The organism is Apilactobacillus apinorum, assembly GCF_001281175.1.
Lineage (GTDB): Bacteria > Bacillota > Bacilli > Lactobacillales > Lactobacillaceae > Apilactobacillus > Apilactobacillus apinorum.
In genome coordinates this window covers 2,237-3,086 of the sequence record NZ_KQ440398.1, presented here as the reverse complement: position 1 = coordinate 3,086, position 850 = coordinate 2,237, and the positions used below count along the sequence as shown (strand labels likewise).

Here is an 850-nt window from a genome sequence, read left to right as displayed (position 1 = left end):
GCCCTATTCAGACTCGCTTTCGCTACGGCTCCGGACTTTTCGCCTTAACCTTGCATGTTAGCATAACTCGCCGGTTCATTCTACAAGAGGCACGCCATCACCCATTAACGGGCTCTGACTGCTTGTAGGCACATGGTTTCAGGAACTATTTCACTCCCCTTCCGGGGTGCTTTTCACCTTTCCCTCACGGTACTGGTTCACTATCGGTCACTAGGGAGTATTTAGCTTTGGGAGATGGTCCTCCCGGATTCCGACGACGTTTCACGTGTGTCGCCGTACTCAGGATCCTGAACTGAGGTTAATTGATTTCGCCTACGGGGCTATCACCCTGTATCGCTTAACTTCCCAGATAATTCGACTATCAATTAACTTGGTAACTCAAATGTTCAGTCCTACAACCCCAAAGAGCAAGCTCTTTGGTTTGAGCTGTTCCCCGTTCGCTCGCCGCTACTTAGGGAATCGAAATTTCTTTCTCTTCCTGTGGGTACTTAGATGTTTCAGTTCCCCACGTCTGCCTCCAAACTGGATATGTATTCTCCAGCAGGTGATAATCGACTAAGATTATCGAGTTTCCTCATTCGGAAATCTCCGGATCAAAGCTTACGTACAGCTCCCCGAAGCATATCGGTGTTAGTCCCGTCCTTCATCGGCTCCTAGTGCCAAGGCATCCACCATGCGCCCTTCATAACTTAACCTATTTCATCACTACGTGATGTTTGGTTAGTTGAGTATTTACGAATAAACTAATATTTTAAAACTCAAAATAACGCGGTGTTCTCGGTTGAAATTGTATTTTTATACAAATTCAATATAGAAATTAAATAATATCTAGTTTTCAAAGAACCAAGTA

1 rRNA gene is annotated in these 850 nt (G+C 44.8%); it reads right to left on the bottom strand.

The features are described 5' to 3' along the window. Positions 1-695, bottom strand: a 23S ribosomal RNA gene (locus RZ74_RS06820); the annotation flags it as partial. Between the last annotated feature and the right edge of the window lie 155 nt (positions 696-850).